This is a genomic window from Xanthobacter aminoxidans, assembly GCF_023571765.1.
Lineage (GTDB): Bacteria > Pseudomonadota > Alphaproteobacteria > Rhizobiales > Xanthobacteraceae > Xanthobacter > Xanthobacter aminoxidans.
Genome location: NZ_JAMJXC010000015.1, coordinates 83,454 through 106,019, shown reverse-complemented (window position 1 = coordinate 106,019; position 22,566 = coordinate 83,454). Strand labels below are relative to the sequence as shown.

Below are 22,566 nucleotides of genomic sequence, written 5' to 3'. Positions count from 1 at the left end.
TCCTCTTTCGTTCTTGCGAGCGGGCCCGCCCTCCGCTACCTTGAGATGCAGACAGGCAGCAGGCAGGGGGCGGCTGTGATCCAGCGGGTGGCGACAGTCGCGTTCGAGGGCGTCGAGGCGCGCCCGGTGGATGTTCAGGTGCATGTGGCGGCCGGCCTGCCGGCCTTCACCATCGTCGGCCTGCCCGACAAGGCCGTGACCGAGGCGAAGGAGCGGGTGCGCGCAGCGCTCATCGCGTCAGGGCTTGCCCTTCCGGCGCGGCGCATCACCGTGAACCTCGCCCCTGCCGACCTGCCCAAGGAAGGCTCCCATTACGATCTGCCCATCGCGCTGGGGCTGATGGCCGCCATCGGCGCCATCCCCGGCGATGCCCTCGCCGGCTTCACGGTCGTGGGCGAATTGGCCCTGGACGGCGCCATCGCGGCCGTAGCCGGCGTGCTGCCGGCGGCCATCGGCGCCAATGCGCGCGGGCACGGCCTCATCTGCCCCGCCCCGTGCGGCGCAGAGGCCGCCTGGGCCAGCCCCGACATGGACATCCTCGCCCCGCAGTCCCTCATCCAGCTCGCCAACCACATGACCGGACGCCAGGTGATGGGCCGGCCCGAGCCACGGATGAAGCCGCCGGGAGACACCATGCTCGACCTCCGCGACGTGAAGGGCCAGGAGACCGCCAAGCGGGCGCTGGAGGTGGCCGCGGCCGGCGGCCACAATCTCCTGTTCGTCGGACCGCCGGGCGCCGGCAAGTCCATGCTGGCGCAGCGCCTGCCCTCCATCCTGCCGCCGTTGTCGCCGGCCGAGATGCTGGACGTCTCCATGATCGCCTCGGTGGCCGGCACCATCGAGGACGGCGCGCTGATGGACCGCCGCCCGTTCCGCGCGCCGCACCATTCGGCCAGCATGGCGGCCATGGTCGGCGGCGGCGCCAAGGCGAAGCCGGGCGAGGTCTCGCTCGCCCACAATGGCGTTCTGTTCCTCGACGAACTGCCGGAATTCACGCCGCAGGTGCTCGATTCCCTGCGCCAGCCGCTGGAATCGGGCGAGGTCCTGATCGCCCGCGCCAACCATCGCGTCACCTATCCCGCGCGCTTCCAGCTCATCGCCGCCATGAATCCCTGCCGCTGCGGCCGCGCCGGGGAGCCCGGCTTCACCTGCAAGCGCGGGCCACGCTGTGCCGACGAATATCAGGCGCGGCTCTCCGGACCCTTCCTCGACCGCATCGATCTCCACCTCGAGGTGCCGTCGGTCTCGGCCTCGGACCTCGTGCTGCCGGCCCCGGCCGAAGGCTCGCGGGAGATTGCGGCCCGCGTCGCCATGGCGCGGGAGATCCAGCTGGAGCGCTATGCCGCCCTCGGCCGACCGGACGTGCGCACCAATGCCGAGGCTTCCGGACCCTTGCTGGAGGCGGTTGCGACGCCCGATTCGGCCGGAGCGATCCTGCTTCGCGATGCCGCCGACGCCATGCGGCTCAGCGCCCGCGGCTATCACCGGGTTCTAAAGGTGGCGCGCACCCTCGCCGATCTCGATGGCGCGGACGGGGTCGGCCGCCGCCATCTGGCGGAAGCCCTCGCCTATCGCGCCGCGGCGGAACGGCCAAGGGCGGCGGCCTAGAGTGGCGGCGTAGACCGGCTGCCGCGCAGAAATTGTCCGGCACCACAACGGTGCCGGACGGGAGCGGACAGATTGCCGGCTCAGCGCATGGCGTTGACGGCGAGGCCCTCGATATAGGTGATCTGGGCGAGGTCGCCCGGCTGCACCTTCTGCACGTCCGCCAGCACCTTGTCGTTGGCGGCGCGCACCACGCGGACGTTGCCGTCCGGCCCCTCGAAGGTCACGGTACCGGCGGCCGGGTCGAGGCCCACGAAGATAGAGGTCAGCGTGACCTCGCGGATGCCGAAGCCCTCCGGCCAGCCCGGCAGGCCGTCAGTGATGACGACCTCCGCCATCACTTCGCCCGGCTTGCCCTGGTGCGCCTTGCCGAGCGCGGTGACGACACCCGGCGCCACGCGGATGAGCAGGTTCTCGCCCACCCGGTAGAGCGAGAGGTCGCCCAGCAGCGGGGGCGCGATCACCGCCCAGCGGCGGCCCGCGGGATCTTCCAGCACCACACGACGGGTAACGGGATCAGCCGACACGAACTTGGCCTTGTAGGCGAGCACGTTCACCTGCCCGATGCCCTGCACGATCACCTGGGTCACCTCGACCGGCATCGGACGCTGCTGCGCCTGAGCGCCCACCGGCGCCACAAGAGCGAGGCCGGCAAGGAGCGCGGCCGAAAGGTGCATGCGCGTGGAAATCATGTCGTCCCCCCAACGAATCACAGGCGCGGACGCGCCGGGAGCCTGCCGCTATCACCTGAGGCGCCGTAGCGGCAAGGCGGGATCGCGAGGCGCTGGCGCGGCGGGGCCACCCATTGTCACAATCGCGTCGGAAAACTATGGTGATGCTGGCGTTCAAGTCCTGGGCACCCGCCTGAAGCGGGGCAACTTCCAGGTCGCTCCTCGCAGCCAGTGCGGCGCGTCGGCCGGGCAGTTACGCTCTGGACGGCGCACGGGCGGAGGAGCGATACCAAGCGTTGGGTGAGGCACGCCCGCCGTCGGCGGCGGCCCGGAGTGGGGCTCGTTGCGATGAAAAGAATGGGACAGCCGGATCCCGGCTTCAACCTGCCAGCCCTGTTCGGCCGCGGCTTCGACGTCGCCCGCGACGCGGCGCGGGATTTCGCCCGCGATTTCGCCAAGGACCTGAAGAAGGATTTCGGTCGCGAGGGCGCCGCGCCCATGTTCGGCACCGAGCCCGGTGCCTTCCCTTTCCTGCGGCCGCAGCACGCTGCACCCGGCGCGCGCCCTGCCATGCCGGCGCCGCAGAAGCTGGTGACGGATTTCCGCGCTTATTCCGGCCTGCGCCACCGCGACGCCGTGCCGACCGCGCCGGAGAGCATCGTCCTCGGCCGGCTCGGCGCGCTGGAGGTGCGGCTCGCCCGCACCGCGCGCGACGTGCGTCGCGCCCAGCGCCTGCGCTACAAGGTGTTCTACGAGGAGATGTCGGCCACCCCCGACGCCACCACGCGCCTCGCCCGGCGCGACATGGACAGCTTCGACACCATCTGCGACCACATCCTCGTGCTGGACCACGACGCCGGGAAGATCGTGCTCGGTCGGCGCAAGCCCAAGGTGGTGGGCACCTATCGCCTGCTGCGGCAGGAGGTGGCGAACCGCCACGGCGGTTTCTACACCCAGGGTGAGTTCGATGTGGGCGGGGTCATCGCCGCCCATCCGACCCTGCGTTTCCTGGAACTCGGCCGCTCCTGCGTGCTCAAGCCCTACCGCAACAAGCGGACCGTCGAACTGCTGTGGCACGGGGTGTGGACCTACATCCTGCGCAACAAGATCGACGCCATGTTCGGCTGCGCCAGCCTTGAGGGCACCGACCCGGCGGAACTCGACCTGCCGCTGTCCTTCCTGCACCACAACGCCATGGCCCCGGAAGAGTGGCGCGCGCGGGCCGTCGAGGGACGGCACGTCTCCATGAACCGGATCGCCAAGGCCGACATCGACATGAAGAAGGCGCTGCAGGCGCTGCCGCCCCTCATCAAGGGCTATCTGCGGCTCGGCGGCTTCGTCGGCGACGGCGCGGTGGTGGACCACCAGTTCGGCACCACGGATGTGCTCATCATCCTTCCGGTCTCGGTCATCAGCCCGCGCTATGTGGAGCATTTCGGCCCCACCGCGAATCGCCACGCCATCTGAGCGTTGGCAGGCCGCGCCGGGCCGTGCATAAGCTGCGCCCTCAGGAGAGGGCGCCATGATCGAGATCACGCCCCGCATCGCCATCGCCGAGGACGAGATCGAACTCGCCTTCGTGCGCGCGTCCGGGCCGGGCGGGCAGAACGTCAACAAGGTATCGAGCGCGGTCCAGCTGCGCTTCGATGCGGCGCGCTCGCCCAACCTGCCGGAGGGCGTGAAGATGCGCCTCGCCCGCCTCGCCGGCCGGCGCATGACGCAGGATGGCGTCATCGTCATCCAGGCCCAGCGCTTCCGCACCCAGGAACGCAACCGGGAAGATGCCATCGAGCGGCTGGTGGAGCTGATCCGCGCCGCCACCGTGGTCATGCCGGTGCGACGGCCCACGCGTCCCACCCTCGCCTCCAAGGAGCGGCGCCTTGCCGCCAAGGACCGGCGGGGTCAGGTGAAATCCATGCGGCAATCGAAGCCGGATTCGGACTAAAGGACGCTCGGAAAAGAGATTAGCGCGCCGCCTTCAGCAGGCGGTCGGCTGCGGCCCGGGCCTCCTGCGTCACGGTCGCGCCGGCGAGCATGCGGGCGATCTCCTCGCGCCGCGTGCTGGCGGTGAGGGCGTTGACGCGGGTGGTCACCGGCGCATCCGGGTCCACCACGTCCAGGGCGCTCGCCTTGGCGATGAGGAGGTGGTTGCGCGCGCGGGCGGCCACCTGCGGCGCGTGGGTCACGCACAGCACCTGCACCCGCTCGGCGAGACGGCCGAGGCGCTGGCCGATGGCGTCCGCCACCGCGCCGCCCACGCCGGTGTCGATCTCGTCGAAGATCAGCGTCGGGGCCGAGCCGCGATCCGCCAGCACCACCTTCAGCGCCAGGAGAAAGCGCGCCAGCTCGCCGCCGGAGGCCACCTTCATCAGCGCGCCGGGTCGCGTGCCGGGATTGGTGCGCACCCAGAACTCCACCTGGTCCTGTCCGCCCGGTCCCGCCGCGGCGGGGTCGGTGGTGACGCGGGTGATGAAGCTCGCCCGTTCCAGCTTGAGCGGCGGCAGCTCCGCCGCAACCGCCTTGTCGAGCACGGCGGCGGCGCTGTGGCGCGCGCGGGAAAGGTCCTCGGCGGCGGTCCGATAGGCGGCCTCAGCCTCGGTCACGCTCGCTTCCAGCCGCGCCAGCGTCGCGGCGCTGCGGTCGAGGCGCTCCAGATCGGACTGATAGCGGGCGGCGAGGGCCGGCAGATCGTCGGCGCTGACATGATATTTGCGGGCGGCCGCCCGGAGCGCGAACAGCCGCTCCTCGATGCGCTCCAGCTCGCGCGGATCGAAATCGGCATCGGCGCGGGCGGCTTCCAGATGCTGGCGCGCCGTCTCCAGCGCATCAAGCGCCTGGTCGATGGCCTCGACGGCCGGACGCACCAATGCCTGGGCGTCGCCGGCCCGGCGCTCCAGCCGGCGCACGGCGGCGGCCAGCGACGGCACGGGCGAGCTGCCGCCGGAGACCGCATCCAGCGCCTCGTCGAGATCGCCGGCGATCTTCTCCGAGCGCATCATGGCGGTGCGCCGCTCGGAAAGCGCGAGTTCCTCGCCCGGCTCCGGGCCCAACGCGGAGAGCTCTTCCACCGCGTGGCGAATGAAGTCGGCCTCGCGGGCGGCGATTTCCAGCCGCTCCCGTTCGTCCTTCGCTTCGGCGAGCGCAGCGCGCCACGCGCGCCACAGGTCGCCCACGGCCGTGACCTTGCCGGTGAGGGTGCCGAAGGCATCGAGCAGGAGCCGGTGGCTCGCGGCGTCCACCATGGCGCGGTCGTCATGCTGGCCGTGCAGCTCGATGAGGCTCGATCCGATGAGGCGCAGCGTCTGCACGCTCACCGCCTCCTCGTTGACGCTGGCGCGGGTGCGCCCGTCGGCCATCTGGATGCGGCGAATCACCAGTGGCCCCTCGTCGGGCAGCTCGGCTGCGGCGAGGATGGCGTGGGCTGGATGGTCGGCGGAGAGATCGAAGGTGAGCGTCACCTGCCCCTTGGGCTGGCCGTGGCGCACCAGGGCGCCGTCGCCCCGCCCGCCAAGGGCGAGGGACACGGCATCGAGCAGTATCGATTTGCCGGCACCCGTCTCACCGGTCAGGACCGTGAGGCCCTCCGACAGGGTGAGATCGAGCTTCTCGATAAGGACGATGTCCCGGATCGAGAGCGTCGCCAGCATGGAATATCAGCCAAGCCCCATCTTCTTGAACGCCTGGCTGATCCAGGACGCCTTGTTCTCCTGCGGCTCGGCCCCTCCGGACTGAACCAGCTTGTAGGCGTCCTTATACCACGAGCTGTCGGGGAAGTTATAGCCAAGCACGGCCGCGGCCGTCTGCGCCTCGCCGACGATGCCCATGGCCATGTAGCACTCGGTGAGGCGATAGAGGGCTTCCTCCACCTGCCGGGTCGTCTGGTACTGGGTCACGACCACCTTGAAGCGGTTGATGGCGCCCGTGTAGTTGCGCTGCTCCAGATAGTAGCGGCCGATGGCCATCTCCTTGCCGGCGAGCTGGTCGCGGGCGACCTCGATCTTCCGCTTGGCGGTGGCGGCGTACTCGGTGTTGGGATACTTGCGCACCACGTTCTCGAGCGCGTCGAGGGCCTGGCGCGTCTTGCGCTGGTCGCGGGTGATGTCGGGAATGTTCTCGTAGAGCGCCGAAGCGACGAGATACTGGGCGTAGGCGGCGTCGGCCGAGCCCGGGTAGAGCGCAATGTAGCGCTTTCCGACGCCGATCGCCTCGTCGTACTTGCCCGCCTCGAAATAGGAATAGGTGGTCATGAGCAGCGCCTTGCGCGCCCATTCCGAATAGGGGTGGGTCCTGTCCACATCCTCGAAGCGCTTGGCCGCCTTTTCCGGCTCCTGCCGGCGCAGCAGGGTCAGGCCCTCGTTGTAGATCTTCTCGGCCGGCTCGTCGGGGGGAATGGTGTCGTCCTTGTCGCTGGCGCAGCCGGAGACGAGGAGACCCATGGCCACGGCAAGCACCAGCATCCCGCCGCGCACGAGCGCAGCCGTCAGCGCGGCACCACGCAGGAGGGCGCGCATGGGCAGGACATCGTTCAAGAATCGCATCACGGTTCAGCTTCCGTCCCGCGCCTCAAGGCGCCGCTTGTAACCGAAGGATCGCGCCGGGGAAAACCGCACGGCCGGCAATCCGCCAGCCGGGCATATCCGCCCCACTCCTCGACACGCTCCCTGCTCGTTTCCCCCCATTTCGGGCCACGGCAGGCACTGCCTGCGCGCGTCCGGAATACCTCGACCCCCGCGCCCATGGCCACGGCAGGAAAACAGCCCCTCCGCGCTATCGGTGCTTTCAGTCGGCAATGTGGCGGCGGGCGCTCGCGCGTGCCTTCGGCGGCGAGAGTGTGGCCGCCCCGCCACGCCGGCTCACGCAGCGCGAGGGCGAGCGGCATCTAAATCGGAACGGGGTTAAGACTTCGCAAGCGCGCGGCCGGCCTCGCCCTCCGGGCCGAGGCGACCGGCCCAGGCCAAAACAGAAGCGGCGCCCGAGGGGGCGCCGCAGCTTCAGGATGAGGAAGACCCGATTGGAAGATCAGATTTCCGGGGCGAACACCGGGACCGGGCTGGAGACGCCCATTTCGGCGCCCACGGTGTCGCGGACGGGCCGGACCGGAGCCTCGACGAGGGCATAGTTGGCGCGGTCGGCGAGCAGGGCGTCCACCACCTGGAAGTTCAGCTTGTGGCCGCCGCGGAAGGAGCGGTAGCGCGCCAGCAGGGGCATGCCGGCGAGGGCGAGATCGCCCACCGCGTCGAGCGCCTTGTGGCGGACGAACTCGTCGGAGAAGCGCAGACCCTCGGGGTTCAGCACGCCGCTCTCGTCGAGGCAGACGGTGTTCTCAAGGGCGGCGCCGCGGGCGTAGCCGGCAGAGCGCAGACGCTCCACATCCCTCAGGAAGCCGAAGGTGCGGGCGGGCGCCAGTTCGCGGCGGAACACGGCCGGAGACATGGTGGCGGCGAAGCGCTGGCGGCCGATCAGATCGTGGCCGAACTCGATCTCCACCTCGAGGCGGAAACCGGCTTCGTAGGGCAGAAGCTCGCCGAAGGACGCGCCGTTCTCGACGCGGACGGGCTTGAGCACCTTGAGGAACTTGCGGCGGCCGCGCACTTCGGTGACGCCGGCGGCATCGATGGCGGCCACAAAATCGCCCGCGCTGCCGTCGAGGATCGGAACTTCGGGGCCGTCGATCTCGACCGTGGCATTGTCCACGCCGAGGCCGCTCAGGGCCGCGAGGACGTGCTCGACGGTGGAGACAAGGGCGCCGGAGCGATCACCGAGAACGGTGGCGAGGTCGGTGGCCTGAACGGAACGGCGGCTGACGGTGGCCTTGCGGGGCGCCTGATCGGCGAAGGAGCGGATGAAGACGACACCAGTGTTCGCGGACGCGGGCTTCAGGGTGATGGTCGCTTCGACCCCGGCGTGAACGCCGACACCCTTGAGTGCGATTTCGCGAGCCAGAGTGGTCTGCATCTTTGGTGCGTCCCGTTTCGGGGAAGTTTCCGGCTAACGGGTGTGTCCCGCCTGCCGCACTCCTTCCCTCAAACCTTCACCTTGGGTCCCAACTTTCGCCCCGGTTGTACAAAGAAATTGTCAACACGGTCGGCGAGTCGGTCCCTCAGGATGGGTGCACCCTAGTCGTCACGGGGGGTGACGCCAAATCACGCTTGCTTACCCTCTGTTACGAACGCCCTTTCTCAATTTCTGATTAACTATCAAATAGTTAGTGGCAAGTTTCAGGGCGCCGGACAGGCCTCTGTTACAGCCGTTCGGAGGGTCCCGGGCAATCGAATCGGGAGAGATGTGGCGCGAAAGCCACAGGGTCCGGGCGTCTCGAAGCCGCCCGTGGGCGAGCAAATCGGTTGCCGCGGATTGGCCGCGAAAAGGGCGGCAGGGGGGCCGGCAGCCGGCACCGGGGAGACCGGCGCCGGCCGAACTTTCATCGAACGTCCGTTCGCCGGACCTCAGTTCGCCTGACGGCGCAGGAAGGCCGGGATTTCCAGCTGGTCGTCGTCATGGTGCGGGCCGGGACGCGAGGGCACCTCGGCGGCCGGACGCATGGGCGGACGCTTGGCGAACTCGGACACCGGCGGCTCACCGCCGCGCGGGGGCATGGTCGGGCGGGCATCGCGCGGCTCGCCACGGCCTTCGGCGCGGGGATCGGGACGCTGCTGCTCGGGACGGCGCTCGGGAGCGCGCATGCTGGGCTGCTCGCGGCGCGCGGGCTCGGGTTCCGGCTCCTCGCGGCGACCGACGTGGGCGAGGCGCTGCAGCAGCGTCATGCGCTTCTTGTCCGGCTGGGCCTGCTCCACCGGCGGCTCGCCCCGCTGGGCGCGGATCTGGTTCTGCGCGGGCAGCGGCAGCTCGTCGACGCGGGGCATGCGCGGGGAACGCGGACGCTGGCCGGCCGGCGGGATGTAGGGGGCGAACTCGTCCTCCACCATCGGCGCGGGCTGGGGCGCGGGCTCCGGCTCGGCGAAATAGGTGGGCTTGGGCGGCGCGGTGCGGATGGTCACGTCGTCGATGGCGACGGCGCGGTCGGCCGGGGCCTGCTGGGACTGAGCCGGCGGGGCATAGGCCTGGGGCGCATAGGCCTGCGGCGCCTGTCCCTTCTGGGCGGCGTCTTCCATGGCGATCAGGTCTTCGGCCTGGATCGCGGCCACGGCGCTGCGGATCTGCGCCTCGCGGGTGGCCTCGACGGCAGCCCGGCCGGCGTTGGAGATCTTGCGACCACCCAGATCGGGGAAGCGGTCGGCGACCGGCTGCAGCTGCTCGGGGATCACCGCCGGGTCGATGCCGGTGGCCACCACCGAGACGCGGATGATGCCGTCGAGCATCTCGTCGAAGGTCGCGCCGAGGATGATGTTGGCGTCGGGGTCCACTTCCTCGCGGATGCGGGTCGCCGCCTCGTCGACCTCGAACAGGGTCATGTCCTTGCCGCCGGTGATGGAGATCAGCAGCCCGCCGGCGCCGCGCATGGAGGTCTCGTCCAGCAGCGGGTTGGCGATGGCGGCCTCGGCGGCCTGGATGGCGCGCTTGTCGCCGGAGGCTTCGCCCGTGCCCATCATGGCCTTGCCCATGTCGCGCATCACGGCGCGCACGTCGGCGAAGTCGAGGTTGATGAGGCCTTCCTTCACCATCAGGTCGGTGATGCAGGCGACGCCCGAATAGAGCACCTGGTCGGCCATGGCGAAGGCGTCGGCGAAGGTGGTCTTCTCGTTCGCCACCCGGAACAGGTTCTGGTTCGGGATGACGATGAGGGTGTCGACGCTCTTCTGCAGCTCGCTGATGCCGTGCTCGGCGACGCGCATGCGGCGCTGGCCTTCGAAGTGGAAGGGCTTGGTCACCACGCCGACGGTCAGGATGCCGAGCTCGCGGGCCGCGCGAGCCACCACGGGGGCAGCGCCGGTGCCGGTGCCACCGCCCATGCCGGCGGTGATGAACACCATGTGCGAGCCGGACAGGTGATCGCGGATCTCGTCGATGACTTCCTCGGCGGCGGCGCGGCCGACCTCGGGCTGGGAGCCGGCGCCGAGACCCTCGGTCACCGCCACGCCCATCTGCACCACGCGCTCGGCCTTGGTGAGGGCGAGGGCCTGGGCATCGGTGTTCGCCACCACGAACTCCACGCCGTGGAGCCCGGAGGTGATCATGTTGTTAACGGCGTTGCCGCCGGCGCCGCCCACACCGAACACCGTGATCCGGGGACGAAGCTCACGAATGTCGGGCATCTGAAGGTTGATCGTCATGCTATTGCTCCGTCCCGATCGGCCCTGTCCGCCGCTCGCGAATCCTTGATGACCTCTTTGTTACGGCAGCTTTCGTTAACCATGTCTAAAAGCTGTCCTTCAGCCAGCGGCCAACGCGACCGAAATAGCCCGGTCCCTCGCCCACTGCCGCCTGCCGCCGGCGCGGCTCGAAGTGTTCGAGCCCTGCCACCTGCGGATAGACGAGAAGACCTGCCGTCACCGCGAAGGCCGCGCCACGCGCCGCCTCGGGAAGACGGGAAACGCCAAGCGGGCGGCCGATTCTGACCTGCGGGCCGATGACCCGCGCCACGAGATCGGCAAGCCCCTGAAGCTGCGCCGCGCCGCCGGTGAGCACGATGCGCCGGCCGGCATCCCCGGCATGGCCGGAGGCCCTGAGGCGATCGCGCAACAGTTCGACGATTTCCTCCGCCCGCGGCTTCACGATGGTGACGAGCCGGGACTTGGGAACCATGTGCGGCTGGTCGCGCGAATCACCCGACAGGGGCGGCACAGTCAGCATGTCGTGGTCGTCGGAGGAGACCGCCACCACGGCCCCGTGCAGCGCCTTCAGGCGCTCGGCATCGGCGAGCCGCGCGGGCATCCCGCGGGCGACATCGTTGGTGATGTGCTGGCCGCCCAGCGCCACGCCGTCCACGTAGAGACAATGGCCGCCGGCGACGATGGAGAAGGTGGTGGTGCCAGCCCCCATGTCGATGAGGGTGACGCCCAGTTCCATCTCGTCGTCGGTGAGCGAGGAGAGCGCCGCCGCATAGGGCGCCGCTACCATGGCCTCGATGGAGAGATGGCAGCGCTCGACGCACAGCACGAGATTCTTCAGCGCGGTGAGGTCGGCGGTGATGACATGCATGTCGGCGCCGAGTTCGCGCCCAAGCATGCCGCACGGCTCACCGATGCCGCGCCGGCCGTCCAGCGAATAGCCCACCGGCAGCGCGTGCATCACGGCGCGGCCGTCGCCCACCGCGTAGGTGGAGGCGGCTTCCAGCACGCGGCGGATGTCGAATTCCTCCACCGCCGGGGCGGAGAGGCGCACCGCGGCCTCGTAATGCTGGGAGGCAAGCCGGCCGCCGGAAACGCCGACCACCACCGAGGCGATCTGCACGCCCGAGGCGCGCTCGGCCATGTCCACCGCCTGGCGGATGGCGAGTTCCGCCTTGGCCATGTCCACCACCGCACCACCCTTGATGCCGTGGGCGCGGGTGTGGCCGATGCCGAGCACGTCGATGGCGTGGGTACGGCGCGTCAGCACGTCCGATGCGCCGCGCGGCTTCAGGCGGGCGATGGCGCAGACCACCTTGCTGGTGCCGATGTCCAGCACCCCGACGATGCCGCCCTTCTTCGGCGGCAGCGGGCGCATCTTGGGTGCGAAGCCCTGGGCGAGCCGTCCCCTCATGCGGGGCCTCCCTTCTTTGACTTGGCGCGGGCCTTGAGCATTTCGGCACGGGCGGCGGCAGCAGCGTCGGACTGGCGCACCACCACGCGATCCGGCAGGCGGAGGTCGACGATGGTGATGTCGCGGCTGAGCAGTTTCTTCTCGCGGTCGAGGTCCATGAGGGCGACGAGAGCCCCCTCCAGATTCTCTTCCGGCAGGCGCACGTCGATGCCGTTGCGCGTCTTCAGCGTCCAGCGTCGCTCCGCGACGAAGATGGCGGCGCGCACCTGCTCCTTGAGGGCGGGCAGGCGGGCGAGGACATCGACGATCTCGCCCACATGATTCTGCGCGCCTTCACCCACCACGATGGGCAGCTGCACGTAGCGCGGATCGTCCGAATAGGGTGCGATGGGCGTGCCGTCGCGGGCGATCACCTTGAGTTCGCCGTTGATCTGCCAGAGCGCATAGGCCTGACGCTCGGAGACCGCGATCTCGATCCGGTCGGGATAGAACTTGCGCACGCTGGCGCTGGCGATCCACGGCAGCGATTCGAGCCGGGCGCGCATCTCGTCCGCGTTCAGGAACAGGATGGAGGTGGAGGACTTGATGCCCGCCGTCTCCAGGATCTGCGCGGGCGTGACGTGATTGTGCCCGGAGATGTTGACTTCCTTCACCTTGAAGCCGGCGAGGTTGCCGGCGGCGTCCGCCACGTCGATGGCGATGCCCTTCGCCTCCTCCACATGGCCGCCGAGCACGGTGCCGTAGGCGGAGAAGCCTCCGATCACCGCGATGGCGAGGAGACTGGCGCTGCGCCGGCCGAGGCGCGAGGTGGACATGCGCACCGACAGGCGGCGCAGGAAAAGCGCGAGGCGGCTGGCGGGCCGGGGATCGATGGCGAGGCGCTTGTGCCGCCCGGGGGGCGGCGCAGGGGCGCGGGGCGCGGCATCGGGCCTTGCCCCATAGCCTGCACCGGGGCGCTGCGGGGGTCGCCTGCCCGCGCCGGGGCGGGGTCCTAGCGATCCAGCGACGCGTCCTCCACCATCCATGTCACAAGCTCGCCGAATGAGATGCCCGCGTGAGCGGCCAGTTCTGGCACCAGAGACGTCCGCGTCATGCCGGGCTGGGTGTTGACCTCGAGACAGACGAGGCCAGAGGCATCGCCCTTCGACGGGTCGAAGCGAAAATCGCTCCGCGACACCCCCCGGCACCCGAGAGCTCGATGCGCCGTGAGGCTTAACATCTGCACCCGTTGGTAAATTTCGGGTAAAATGCGCGCGGGAAGGATGTGACGAGAGCCGCCCGGTGCATACTTGCTTTCGTAATCGTAAAACGCCTGGGTCGATTCGATTTCAATGACATCGAAGACTTTGTCGCCCATCACGGCGCAGGTCAGCTCGAGCCCGGCAATAAATTCCTCCACAAGAAGATTTTCACCGAGGGTCCAGTCCTCGCGCGTCAATTCCTGCGGCGGGTGCTCCTGGTCCTCGCGCACGATGAAGACGCCGACGCTGGAGCCGCCGGTATTGGGCTTCAGCACGTAGGGCCGTTCCATGGCATGGGCCTTGGCGGCCGCGGCACGGCTGACCAGCCCGCCCTTGGCCACCGGCACGCCGGCCGCGGCCAGCATGATGCGCGCCTGTGCCTTGTCCATGGCCAGCGCCGAGGCCAGTACGCCGGAATGGCTGTAGGGAATGCGCAGGATTTCGAGGATGCCCTGGATGGTGCCGTCCTCGCCCGGCGCGCCGTGCAGCACGTTGAACACCACGTCCGGCTTGAGGCGCGCCAGCACCTCGGCGACATCGCGGCCCACATCGACGGGCGTCACGCGGTAGCCGGCGCCTTCCAGGGCGGCGGCGCAGGCGGCGCCCGAATTGAGCGATACCTCCCGCTCGGAGGACCATCCGCCCATCAGCACCGCCACGTGTTTGGCCATCGACGTCATTCCCGTTCCGTTACCGGCGCGCGCCGGCGCCTGCTCTGAAGAGAGCAGCTTTGCGCCAGCACCATGGCGCGGTCCGGTTTTAGGTTTTGCTAATGGCTCAGACGGGGGAGAGCGGAAGCCCGATGCGCTTGATCTCCCACTCCAGCGTCACGCCGGAATTGTCCTTCACCCGCCGGCGCACCTCTTCGCCCAGCCCCTCGATCTCCGCCGCCGTGGCGCCACCGAGGTTGATGAGGAAATTGGTGTGCAGCTCCGACACCTGCGCACGGCCGATGGTGAGCCCCCGGCAGCCGGCGGCGTCCACCAGCTTCCAGGCGCTGGTCCCCGGCGGGTTCTTGAAGGTGGAGCCGCCGGTGCGGCTCTTGATGGGCTGGGTCGCCTCCCGGCTCTCGGTGATCTTGGCCATCTCGGCGGCGATCTCCGCGGGATCCCCGGGGCGGCCCTCGAAGGTGGCGCGGGTGAAGATCACGTCATCCGGCACGCCGCAATGGCGGTAGGTGAATCCCATCTCCGCATTGGTGAACCGCACCTTCGCGCCGGCGCGGGTGACGCCTTCCGCCTCCACCAGCACGTCCTTGGTCTCGCCGCCATAGGCGCCGCCGTTCATGCGCAGGGCACCGCCGATGGCGCCGGGAATGCCGCGCAGGAAGGAGAAGCCGGCAAGCCCCGCATCCGCCGCCGCGCGCGCCACCTTCACATCCGGCACGCCGGTGCCGGCGACGATGCGCGTGCCATCGACGCTCACGTCGGTGAAGCCACGGCCGAGACGGATCACGATGCCGGGCACACCGCCATCGCGCACGATGAGATTGGAGCCGAGGCCGATCACCGTCACCGGAAGATCAGCCGGGATGTGGGACAGAAAACAGGCGAGGTCGTCGGCATCGGCCGGCAGGAACAGGAGCTGGGCGGGGCCACCGACGCGGAACCAGGTGAAATCGGCAAGCGGCGCATTGGCGTTCAGCGTGCCGCGCAGGTCCGGCAGGAGCGGCCGCAAGGCGGGCAGAAGATCAGGGAATGCGGCGGGGGCCGCCCCGCCGGTCTCGGCCATGCTCATGGTGTCACCGGTCCTTCGGGCGTGCCTCTCCCACACATGCGGCGACAGGGCAAGCCGGGCGATTTCCCGATAGCCGTCGACGTGGCATCATGCGGCTCCGTTCGCCTGGAGCTGCCCACCATGAGCGAAGACGCGCTTCCCCCCGACACCAAGCTCACCACCACCAAGCAACGCTGGGCCGAGGAAGGCCGCTTCCTCACCGGCCGCATCGCCCGCCCGGATGCCGAGCGCCTGCCGCCCGGCCAGCATCTGGTGCGCGACTGGCCGGTGCTCGACCTCGGGCTCCAGCCGGTGGTGACGCGGGAATCCTTCCGCCTCGATGTCACCGGCGCGGTGGAGACCGCCCTCTCGCTGGACTGGGCCGCCTTCTCGGCCCTGCCCCAGAGCCGCAGCCTCAGCGACATCCACTGTGTGACCACCTGGTCGCGCTACGACAATACATGGGAAGGGGTGCTCACCCGCGACCTGCTGGAAGCCGTGCGCCCCGCCCCGCACGCCACGGCGGTGATGCTGCACAGCTATGACGGCTACACCACCAATCTGCTGCTGGCCGATTTCGCCTCCGAGGACGCCCTCATCGCCCACAGCTGGGAAGGCCGCCCGCTGACGCAGGAACACGGCGCCCCCGCGCGCCTCGTGGTGCCGCACCTCTATTTCTGGAAAAGCGCCAAGTGGATCAAGGCCATCGAGTTCATCGCCCGTGACAAGGCCGGCTTCTGGGAAGAGCGCGGCTACCACATGCGCGGCGACCCGTGGTCCGAGCAGCGCTATTCGGACGATTGAGGAATTACCATCCCGAACGATCCCCGCAGGACTGTCATGGCCCGGCTCGTCCGGGCCATCCACCCCGCCAGTCGTCCGATGATGGGCGTCCAGCACCCGCCTCGCCCCACCGTGGATCGCCCGCACAAGGCGGGCGATGACGGCGTGAAAGGAAGCTCGAAAGAAGACACCGACCGCGCCACCCTCACGCCGCCCGGCGACGCGTGACCTCGGAGCGGGCGAAGAGTTCGGCCACCCAGTCCACGAACACCCGCAGCCGGCTGGTGAGGTGGCGGCTCGGCGGATAGACCACGTGGATGGGCATCTCCCCGGCCGCCCACTCGGTGAGGATGGGCACCAGCGCCCCCGAGGCGAGGTGCTCCTCCACCTGGAACACCGGTGACATGACCGCGCCGAGCCCGGCCAACGCGGCGGCGATATAGGCGTTGCCGTCATTGGTGGCGACGCTGTAGCGCCCGGTCAGCTCCACCACCTCGTCGCCGCGCGTGAAGTCGAAGGGGTGGTAGCGCCCGCTCTGCTGGCTGAAGTAGCGGATGAGCTTGTGCGTCTCCTCGAAATCGAGGGGATGCCGGGGCGTGCCGTAGCGCGCGAGATAGCCGGGCGACGCCGCCGTGACGAAGCGCAGCACACCGATGCGCCGCGCCACGAGGTTCGGATCCTGGATCTCGCCGACGCGGATCACGCAGTCCACGTTTTCGCCCAGGAGGTCCACCGGACGGTCGGTGCACCCCACGTCCAGCGCAATGTCGGGATAGCGCTCCAGGAAGTCCGGCAAGGCGGGCATCAGCAGTCGCGTCGCCAGCGAAGGCGAGATGTCGATGCGCAGCTTGCCGCGCGGCACCGCCTGCGCGGAGGAGAGGGAGCCGTCCAGTTCGTCGATGTCATGGAGAATGGCGAGCGCCCGCTCGTAATAGGCCGCCCCGTCCGGCGTTACCGTCACCCGGCGCGTGGTGCGGTTGAGGAGGCGGGTCTGCAGGTGCCCCTCAAGCGTCTGGATATGCTTGGTGAGCGTCGCCTTCGGCATCCTCAGGAGATCGGCGGAGCGGGTGAAACTGCCCGTTTCCACAACCCGGGTGAATGCGCGCATTGCAGCAAGCTGGTCCATGCGAAGCCCTTGAATGCGTCATTGTTCCCAATCATGAACAATGAACTCACGAACTGGCGATTTATCCCCTTCTAGATCGCCAATATGGTTTCCGCATCGCACAAGGGCGTGAGAGCCGGGGAATGGTTTACCGCCCAAAAGGACGAGACAGATGACCCCGACCAGCCAGACCATCACCCTCGAGACCGGGACCGGCGCGCTGCCGGCGCGGCTCTATGGGTCGCGGCCGGAGAAGGGGTCGGCACCGCTCGTCTTCCACCTGCACGGCGGCGCCTTCACTGGCGGCACGCTGGAGTGCGGGGCCTATATCTCCGGCGTCCTCGCGGCGGCCGGGGCGGTGGTGGTCTCGGCGGATTATCCGCTCGCCTGCGAGCACCCCTTCCCCTTCGCCCTCACCGCGCTGTTTGCCGCCGTCACTGACGTCTACCGCCGCCGGGCCGCCCTCGCGGGGCGCGGCGCGCCGCTCTATCTCGCCGGGGAGGAATCGGGTGGCAACCTCGCCGCCGGCCTCGCCATGATGGCGCGTGACCAGCGTTCCCCTCCCATCGCCGGGCAGATCCTCGTCTCGCCCATGCTCGACCCCAGCCTCGCCACCGCCTCCATCCGCCGCGCCGATGCCGGCAGCTGCGGCTGCAAGTGGGCGGACGGCTGGCAGACCTATCTCGGCTCGCCCGAGAAGGCCGCCCATCCCTATGCCGCGCCCCTCGCCTCCTCCCGCCTCGGCGCTCTGCCGCCGGCTCTGGTGGTGAGCGCGGAGGACTGTCCCATGTGCGACGAGAGCCGGCGTTACGCCGACGCGCTCGCCTCGGCCGGCGTGCCGACCTGCGTGCACATCCTGAAGGGGCCGACCGAATGGCCCGACAGCATCTCGTGTCCAGCGCCGAAACCGGCCGCCTGGACAGGCGCCATGCGCGACCTGTTCCGCGATTTCTTCGTTTCCACGCGTCCCGCTTCACGGTCCGGTCGGCTCAAGGCCGATCCGGCCGTCCTTTGACAGACCGACCGCCAAGGACTGCCCCCATGACCGCCAAGACTTCCGCCCAGACTTCCGCCCCGAACGACACGCCCCCCACCCCTGAGTCCGCCTCCACCAGGCCCGCCGCGAAGAAGTCCCGTCTCCGGGAAGCCCTGCTGCTCGGCACCGCCGCGCTCTTCGCGGTGTTCGGCGTGCTCTACGGCCTGCCCAAGGAGGGCGGCGCCCACGCCGACAAGCCCGCCGCTGCTGCGGCGGCGGCTCCGCCGGCCGTGCCGGTCTCGGTGGCCACCGTCGAGCAGCGCGACACCCGCCTGTTCGACACCTTCTCCGGCCGTCTGGAGGCGGTGGAGCGGGTTGAAGTGCGCTCCCGCGTCGCCGGCGCCATCAAGGCGGTGCATTTCCGCGAGGGCGCTCTGGTGCGGGAGGGCGAACTGCTCGTCTCCATCGATTCCGAGCCCTATGAGGCCGACGTGGCCGAGGCCGAGGCGCAGGTCGCCTCCGTCCAGTCGCGGCTCGAACTCGCCCGCAACGAGCTGGAACGCGGCGAGAAGCTGTTCACCACCAAGACGCTCTCCCAGAGCACCCTGGACGAGCGCCTCAACGGCCAGCGCGCCGCCGAGGCCGGGCTCAGGGCCGCGCAGGCGAAGCTCGCCGCGGCGAAGCTCAATCTCTCCTACACCAAGGTCCGCGCCCCGGTGGCGGGCCGCGTCGGCAAGTCGGAGATCACGGTGGGCAATCTCGTGGCCGCCGGCCCCGGCGCGCCGGTGCTCACCACCCTCGTCTCGGTGGATCCCATCTACGCCAGCTTCAGCGCCGATGAGGCAACCGTCGCCCGTGCCCTTGCCGGCCTCGGCGGCGGCGGTGACGTGGCCGACCGGCTCGACCAGATCCCGGTGCTGATGACCGTCGCCGCCGGCACGCCGCCGGTGGAAGGCGTGATGCAGCTGGTGGACAACCAGGTTGATCCGCGCACCGGCACGGTCCGCGTCCGCGCCCGCTTCGCCAATCCGGACGGGCGGCTCCTGCCCGGCCAGTTCGTGCGGCTGGAAATGGGCCAGCCCAAGGCCGCGCCCGCCGTGCTCGTGAGCGAGCGGGCCGTGGGCACGGACCAGGACAAGAAGTTCGTCTTCGTGGTCGATGCCTCCAACAAGGCGGTGTGGCGCGAGGTGACGCTCGGCGCCCCGGTGGACGGCCTGCGCGTCGTCACCAACGGCCTGTCGGCGGGCGAGCGCGTGGTCGTCAACGGCCTGCATCGCGTGCGCCCCGGCGCGGCGGTGACGCCCGAGCCCGTCCCCATGCGGGTGAGCGAGGCGGCGACGACCCGCACGAACTGACACGAGCCGCCTTCCCGGTCCTAACCGGGGAGGCCTCCAGCGAATTCGCCTCGCCCCCTCCCCGCACGGAGGGGGTCGGGAGAGGGCTGCGCCGGGCGTAAACGCCCCCTCGTCCGGTGCAGCCCCTCACCCCCATTGCCGGACCGATCCCGCGCGCAGACCGCTGCGGGGACGGCCGGTTGCGTCCCGCGTTCCGCTCCTTTCATCCAGCCGCCCCGAGGCGGGAGGGTTCCATGAACCTGTCCAGATTCTTCATCGACCGCCCGATCTTCGCCGGCGTGCTCTCTGTCCTCATCTTCCTTGCCGGCCTCATCGCCATGCGGGCCATGCCCATCTCGGAATATCCCGAGGTGGTGCCGCCGCAGGTGGTGGTGCGCGCCACCTATCCCGGTGCCAATCCCAAGGTGATCGCCGAAACCGTCTCGACCCCGCTGGAGGAATCCATCAACGGCGTCGAGGGCATGCTCTACATGTCGAGCCAGGCCACCACCGACGGCATCATGACGCTGACCGTCACCTTCAAGCTGGGCACCGACCCGGACAAGGCGCAGCAGCTGGTGCAGAACCGCATCTCCCAGGCCGAGCCGCGCCTGCCGGAAGAGGTGCGGCGCCTCGGCGTGACGACCGTGAAGTCCTCGCCGGACCTCACCATGGTGGTTCACCTCATTTCCCCCAACAACCGCTACGACACCACCTATCTGCGCAACTACGCGGTGCTGAACGTGAAGGACCGCCTCGCCCGCATCGACGGCGTGGGGCAGGTGCAATTGTTCGGTGCCGGCGACTATTCCATGCGCATCTGGCTCGACCCGCAGAAGGTGGCCGAGCATGGCCTTAGCGCCGCCGACGTGGTGCGCGAGATTCGCGCCCAGAACGTGCAGGCGGCGGCCGGCGTGGTCGGCGCCTCCCCCGGCGCGCCGGGGCTCGACCTGCAACTCTCCATCAACGCGCAGGGCCGCCTCGCCAATGAGGAGGAGTTCGCCAACATCGTGGTGAAGAGCGGCACCAACGGCGAGATCGTGCTGCTGAAGGACGTGGCGCGCATCGAGCTGGGTGCCTCGGAATATGCCCTGCGCTCACTCCTCAACAACACCCAGGCGGTGGCGGTGCCGATCTTCCAGGCGCCGGGCTCCAACGCCATCCGCATCGCCGACGACACGCGGCGGGTGATGGAGGAGATCAAGCAGAACATGCCCGAGGGCGTGGACTATTCCATAGTCTACGACACCACCCAGTTCGTCCGCGCCTCCATCGAGGCGGTGATCCACACGCTACTGGAGGCCATCGCCCTTGTGGTGCTGGTGGTGATCGTGTTCCTCCAGACCTGGCGGGCCTCCATCATCCCGCTGCTGGCGGTGCCGGTCTCCATCGTCGGCACGTTCGCGGTGATGTACGTGTTCGGCTTCTCCATCAATGCGTTGACGCTGTTCGGTCTGGTGCTCGCCATCGGCATCGTGGTGGATGACGCCATCGTGGTGGTGGAGAATGTGGAGCGCAACATCGAGGGCGGTCTCTCCCCGCGCGAGGCCACCTACAAGGCCATGCGGGAGGTGTCCGGCCCCATCATCGCCATCGCCCTCGTGCTGATCGCGGTGTTCGTGCCGCTCGCCTTCATCACCGGCCTCACGGGCCAGTTCTACAAGCAGTTCGCCCTCACCATCGCCATCTCGACGGTGATCTCGGCCGTCAACTCGCTGACCCTCTCGCCGGCCCTCTCGGCGCTGCTGCTGAAGGGTCACGATGCGCCGAAGGACTGGCTCACCCGCGTCATGGACCGGCTGTTCGGCTGGTTCTTCCGCGGCTTCAACAAGGCGTTCGTGCGCGGCTCCGGCGCCTATGGCGGCGTGGTGCGCCGGGTGATCGGGCAGAAGGTGCTGATGCTCGGCCTCTACGTCGTGCTGGTGGCGCTCACCGGCGTGCTGTTCAAGGCGGTGCCTCCGGGCTTCGTGCCGGGGCAGGACAAGCAGTATCTGGTGGGCTTCGCCCAGCTGCCCGACGGCGCCACCCTCGACCGCACCGAGGAGGTGATCCGCAAGATGAGCGACATCGCCCTGAAGGAGCCGGGCGTGAAGTCGGCCATCGCCTTCCCCGGCCTTTCCATCAACGGCTTCACCAACTCGTCCAACTCCGGCATCGTCTTCGTCGGCCTCGACGAATTCGAGGCACGCCGCGACCCGTCGCTGAACGGCAATGCCATCGCCATGAAGCTGAACGGCAAGTTCGCCGGCATCCCGGATGCGATGATCGCCATGTTCCCGCCGCCGCCGGTGCAGGGGCTCGGCACCATCGGCGGCTTCAAGTTCCAGATCGAGGATCGCGCCGGCCTCGGCTATGCCGCCCTCGATGAGGCGACCAAGGCCTTTCTCACGGCGGCGCGGCAGGCGCCGGAGCTGGCCGGCCTGTTCTCCTCCTTTCAGGTGAACGTGCCGCAGCTCTTCGCCGACATCGATCGGGTGAAGGCGCGCCAGCTGAACGTCGCCGTCACCGACGTGTTCGAGACCATGCAGATCTATCTCGGCTCGTCCTATGTGAACGACTTCAACAAGTTCGGCCGCACCTACACGGTGCGCGTCCAGGCCGACGCGCCCTTCCGCGCCCGGGCAGAAGACGTGGGCACGCTGAAGGTGCGCTCCGCGACGGGGGAGATGATCCCGCTCTCGGCGCTGCTCAAGGTGCGCTCATCGGCGGGGCCGGAGCGGGCCATGCGCTACAACGGCTTCCTCTCCGCCGACGTGAACGGCGGCGCCGCCCCCGGCTTCTCCTCGGGCGAGGCGCAGCAGGCGGTGGAGCGCATCGCCAAGGAGACCCTTCCCAAGGGCTTCTCCTTCGAATGGACCGAGCTGACCTACCAGGACATCCTGGCCGGCAATTCGGCGGTGTTCGTGTTCCCGCTCGCCATCTTCCTCGTCTTCCTGGTGCTGGCCGCGCAATACGAAAGCCTGATGCTGCCGCTCGCCATCATCATGATCGTGCCGACCGGCCTTTTCGCCGCCATGACCGGCGTGTGGCTCGCGGGCGGGGACAACAATGTCTTCACCCAGATCGGCCTCGTGGTGCTGGTGGGGCTCTCGGCGAAGAACGCGATCCTGATCGTGGAATTCGCCCGCGAGCTGGAATTCGAGGGCCGCACGCCGGTGCAGGCGGCCATCGAGGCGAGCCGGCTGAGGCTCCGGCCCATCCTGATGACCTCCCTCGCCTTCATCATGGGCGTGGTGCCGCTCGTCACCTCCATCGGTGCGGGCGCGGAGATGCGGCAGGCCATGGGCACGGCGGTGTTCGCCGGCATGATCGGCGTGACGGTGTTCGGCATCTTCCTGACGCCGGTCTTCTACGTGATGCTGCGCGGGCTGGCGGGCAACCGGCCGCTGACCCAGCACGGGCACGGGACGGTCGCGAGCGCAGGCACCCCTCACGCGCCCCACGCGCTTCAGCCGGGGGAGTAGTCCCTCCCGCAGGCACTTGAACAAACTCC

General features: G+C 69.3%; 17 protein-coding genes. 7 read left to right on the top strand and 10 right to left on the bottom strand.

Annotation, left to right across the window (positions count from 1 at the left end):
• The first annotated feature begins 75 nt into the window (after nucleotides 1-75).
• Nucleotides 76-1,608 (top strand): YifB family Mg chelatase-like AAA ATPase, encoded by a 1,533-nt coding sequence (locus EJ105_RS20315; RefSeq protein WP_024281268.1) that lies wholly within the window; start codon nucleotides 76-78, stop codon nucleotides 1,606-1,608.
• Nucleotides 1,609-1,688: 80 nt separating this feature from the next.
• Here EJ105_RS20315 and EJ105_RS20310 read toward each other — a convergent pair whose 3' ends face one another.
• A complete protein-coding gene (locus EJ105_RS20310; RefSeq protein WP_250167765.1) occupies nucleotides 1,689-2,297 on the bottom strand; it encodes a hypothetical protein in 609 nt (202 codons plus the stop codon).
• Between the two features lie 327 nt (nucleotides 2,298-2,624).
• Here EJ105_RS20310 and olsB point away from each other — a divergent pair, with 327 nt between their 5' ends.
• Both olsB and arfB read left to right on the top strand, forming a co-directional pair.
• Nucleotides 2,625-3,743, top strand: coding sequence for a l-ornithine N(alpha)-acyltransferase (gene olsB / locus EJ105_RS20305; protein ID WP_250167764.1), 1,119 nt, complete (start codon nucleotides 2,625-2,627; stop codon nucleotides 3,741-3,743).
• A 55-nt stretch (nucleotides 3,744-3,798) separates the two neighbouring features.
• Nucleotides 3,799-4,221, top strand: a complete 423-nt coding sequence (gene arfB / locus EJ105_RS20300; RefSeq protein WP_024281271.1) for an alternative ribosome rescue aminoacyl-tRNA hydrolase ArfB — start codon at nucleotides 3,799-3,801, stop codon at nucleotides 4,219-4,221.
• A gap of 19 nt (nucleotides 4,222-4,240) precedes the next feature.
• Here arfB and recN read toward each other — a convergent pair whose 3' ends face one another.
• The 8 genes from recN to murB all read right to left on the bottom strand — a co-directional run bounded on the left by recN (nucleotide 4,241) and on the right by murB (nucleotide 14,896).
• Nucleotides 4,241-5,923, bottom strand: a complete 1,683-nt coding sequence (gene recN, locus EJ105_RS20295; RefSeq protein ID WP_029556466.1) for a DNA repair protein RecN — start codon at nucleotides 5,921-5,923, stop codon at nucleotides 4,241-4,243.
• A 6-nt stretch (nucleotides 5,924-5,929) separates the two neighbouring features.
• Nucleotides 5,930-6,814: an outer membrane protein assembly factor BamD gene (locus EJ105_RS20290; RefSeq protein ID WP_029556465.1), complete on the bottom strand. Its 885-nt coding sequence runs from the start codon at nucleotides 6,812-6,814 to the stop codon at nucleotides 5,930-5,932.
• A 481-nt stretch (nucleotides 6,815-7,295) separates the two neighbouring features.
• Nucleotides 7,296-8,231: a UDP-3-O-acyl-N-acetylglucosamine deacetylase gene (gene lpxC / locus EJ105_RS20285; RefSeq protein WP_024281274.1), complete on the bottom strand. Its 936-nt coding sequence runs from the start codon at nucleotides 8,229-8,231 to the stop codon at nucleotides 7,296-7,298.
• A gap of 491 nt (nucleotides 8,232-8,722) precedes the next feature.
• Nucleotides 8,723-10,507, bottom strand: a complete 1,785-nt coding sequence (gene ftsZ / locus EJ105_RS20280; protein ID WP_250167763.1) for a cell division protein FtsZ — start codon at nucleotides 10,505-10,507, stop codon at nucleotides 8,723-8,725.
• Between the two features lie 85 nt (nucleotides 10,508-10,592).
• Nucleotides 10,593-11,918, bottom strand: a complete 1,326-nt coding sequence (gene ftsA, locus EJ105_RS20275; protein ID WP_024281276.1) for a cell division protein FtsA — start codon at nucleotides 11,916-11,918, stop codon at nucleotides 10,593-10,595.
• A complete protein-coding gene (locus EJ105_RS20270; protein WP_156026279.1) occupies nucleotides 11,915-12,733 on the bottom strand; it encodes a cell division protein FtsQ/DivIB in 819 nt (272 codons plus the stop codon). Before EJ105_RS20270 ends, ftsA begins: the two co-directional genes overlap by 4 nt.
• A gap of 176 nt (nucleotides 12,734-12,909) precedes the next feature.
• Nucleotides 12,910-13,830 (bottom strand): D-alanine--D-alanine ligase, encoded by a 921-nt coding sequence (locus EJ105_RS20265; RefSeq protein WP_024281278.1) that lies wholly within the window; start codon nucleotides 13,828-13,830, stop codon nucleotides 12,910-12,912.
• A 106-nt stretch (nucleotides 13,831-13,936) separates the two neighbouring features.
• Nucleotides 13,937-14,896 carry a UDP-N-acetylmuramate dehydrogenase gene (murB, locus tag EJ105_RS20260; protein ID WP_250167762.1) on the bottom strand — a complete coding sequence of 320 codons (960 nt, stop codon included), beginning with the start codon at nucleotides 14,894-14,896 and terminating at the stop codon, nucleotides 13,937-13,939.
• Nucleotides 14,897-15,016: 120 nt separating this feature from the next.
• On the opposite strand from murB, the gene EJ105_RS20255 reads away from it, so the two are divergent.
• A complete protein-coding gene (locus EJ105_RS20255; protein ID WP_250167761.1) occupies nucleotides 15,017-15,679 on the top strand; it encodes a sulfite oxidase-like oxidoreductase in 663 nt (220 codons plus the stop codon).
• Between the two features lie 184 nt (nucleotides 15,680-15,863).
• On the opposite strand, the gene EJ105_RS20250 is transcribed toward EJ105_RS20255, so the two are convergent.
• Complete coding sequence (locus EJ105_RS20250) at nucleotides 15,864-16,784, bottom strand: LysR family transcriptional regulator (protein ID WP_250167760.1); 921 nt, start codon at nucleotides 16,782-16,784, stop codon at nucleotides 15,864-15,866.
• Between the two features lie 151 nt (nucleotides 16,785-16,935).
• Here EJ105_RS20250 and EJ105_RS20245 point away from each other — a divergent pair, with 151 nt between their 5' ends.
• The 3 genes from EJ105_RS20245 (at nucleotide 16,936) to EJ105_RS20235 (ending at nucleotide 22,537) form a co-directional block, all read left to right on the top strand.
• A complete protein-coding gene (locus tag EJ105_RS20245) occupies nucleotides 16,936-17,778 on the top strand; it encodes an alpha/beta hydrolase fold domain-containing protein (protein ID WP_250167759.1) in 843 nt (280 codons plus the stop codon).
• A gap of 26 nt (nucleotides 17,779-17,804) precedes the next feature.
• Nucleotides 17,805-19,094, top strand: a complete 1,290-nt coding sequence (locus tag EJ105_RS20240; RefSeq protein ID WP_250167758.1) for an efflux RND transporter periplasmic adaptor subunit — start codon at nucleotides 17,805-17,807, stop codon at nucleotides 19,092-19,094.
• A 233-nt stretch (nucleotides 19,095-19,327) separates the two neighbouring features.
• Nucleotides 19,328-22,537 carry an efflux RND transporter permease subunit gene (locus tag EJ105_RS20235; RefSeq protein ID WP_250167757.1) on the top strand — a complete coding sequence of 1,070 codons (3,210 nt, stop codon included), beginning with the start codon at nucleotides 19,328-19,330 and terminating at the stop codon, nucleotides 22,535-22,537.
• The last annotated feature ends 29 nt before the right edge of the window (nucleotides 22,538-22,566 follow it).

Bases quoted from the DNA above. Each gene is read 5' to 3' on its own strand.
- ftsA (WP_024281276.1), bottom strand. From the start codon at position 11,918: ATGAGGGGACGGCTCGCCCAGGGCTTCGCACCCAAGATGCGCCCGCTG.
- EJ105_RS20265 (WP_024281278.1), bottom strand. From the start codon at position 13,830: ATGGCCAAACACGTGGCGGTGCTGATGGGCGGATGGTCCTCCGAGCGG.
- recN (WP_029556466.1), bottom strand. From the start codon at position 5,923: ATGCTGGCGACGCTCTCGATCCGGGACATCGTCCTTATCGAGAAGCTC.
- murB (WP_250167762.1), bottom strand. From the start codon at position 14,896: ATGAGCATGGCCGAGACCGGCGGGGCGGCCCCCGCCGCATTCCCTGAT.
- EJ105_RS20235 (WP_250167757.1), top strand. From the start codon at position 19,328: ATGAACCTGTCCAGATTCTTCATCGACCGCCCGATCTTCGCCGGCGTG.
- EJ105_RS20240 (WP_250167758.1), top strand. From the start codon at position 17,805: ATGACCGCCAAGACTTCCGCCCAGACTTCCGCCCCGAACGACACGCCC.
- EJ105_RS20245 (WP_250167759.1), top strand. From the start codon at position 16,936: ATGACCCCGACCAGCCAGACCATCACCCTCGAGACCGGGACCGGCGCG.
- EJ105_RS20270 (WP_156026279.1), bottom strand. From the start codon at position 12,733: ATGTCCACCTCGCGCCTCGGCCGGCGCAGCGCCAGTCTCCTCGCCATC.
- EJ105_RS20255 (WP_250167761.1), top strand. From the start codon at position 15,017: ATGAGCGAAGACGCGCTTCCCCCCGACACCAAGCTCACCACCACCAAG.
- lpxC (WP_024281274.1), bottom strand. From the start codon at position 8,231: ATGCAGACCACTCTGGCTCGCGAAATCGCACTCAAGGGTGTCGGCGTT.
- arfB (WP_024281271.1), top strand. From the start codon at position 3,799: ATGATCGAGATCACGCCCCGCATCGCCATCGCCGAGGACGAGATCGAA.
- ftsZ (WP_250167763.1), bottom strand. From the start codon at position 10,507: ATGACGATCAACCTTCAGATGCCCGACATTCGTGAGCTTCGTCCCCGG.
- EJ105_RS20250 (WP_250167760.1), bottom strand. From the start codon at position 16,784: ATGGACCAGCTTGCTGCAATGCGCGCATTCACCCGGGTTGTGGAAACG.
- EJ105_RS20290 (WP_029556465.1), bottom strand. From the start codon at position 6,814: ATGCGATTCTTGAACGATGTCCTGCCCATGCGCGCCCTCCTGCGTGGT.
- olsB (WP_250167764.1), top strand. From the start codon at position 2,625: ATGAAAAGAATGGGACAGCCGGATCCCGGCTTCAACCTGCCAGCCCTG.
- EJ105_RS20310 (WP_250167765.1), bottom strand. From the start codon at position 2,297: ATGATTTCCACGCGCATGCACCTTTCGGCCGCGCTCCTTGCCGGCCTC.